At 44.7% G+C, this 501-nt stretch carries 1 protein-coding gene; it reads right to left on the minus strand.

The window, feature by feature from the left end:
- Positions 1-241 precede the first annotated feature (241 nt).
- Positions 242-501, minus strand: a 260-nt coding sequence (locus KP705_RS17030; protein ID WP_215765124.1) for a hypothetical protein, incomplete at its 5' end; no start/stop codon positions are given.

Raw genomic sequence — 501 nt, forward strand, 5'->3', positions numbered from 1 at the left:
ACGAATAGCCTTGGTCTCATAACGTGCCTTCAATCGCACAGCCTTTATATTGAACAGATTTTCAAGCCTCTGTACTTCTCTCTCTATTTCTCTATATTTTTCCTTCTTTACCATATCCATAACAATCTCCGACCCTCAGTTTGTGGGGTACTGGAAACTTATTGTAGCAGATAGAAATCAATATTTGACTTGTCATAGTGTCCGACTATGACAATTACATTGTCGTCGGTCCTGCGGAGCTTCAAAGATACCAGTCTGCAAGCTCCTGAAAGGCGTCCTGATTAGCTTCGAAGTATTCGGAATCCGGAACCTCAATAGGAGGCTCATCAAGCTCTACGGGGTCTTGTAGACGCTCTATGTCGAGAACCTTTGACAGCATCCCATCTTCTAAGACGCTACCCCCACCTCTACCCATGTGAGATATCGTGTAAGTGTCAAGCATATATGCTTTTGCGTATTCATCCACCGCTTTGATATCCCTGTTGCCACGCTCCCACGAAC

This window comes from Gluconobacter sp. P1D12_c, assembly GCF_018812105.1.
Classification (GTDB): Bacteria; Pseudomonadota; Alphaproteobacteria; order Acetobacterales; family Acetobacteraceae; genus Gluconobacter; species Gluconobacter oxydans_A.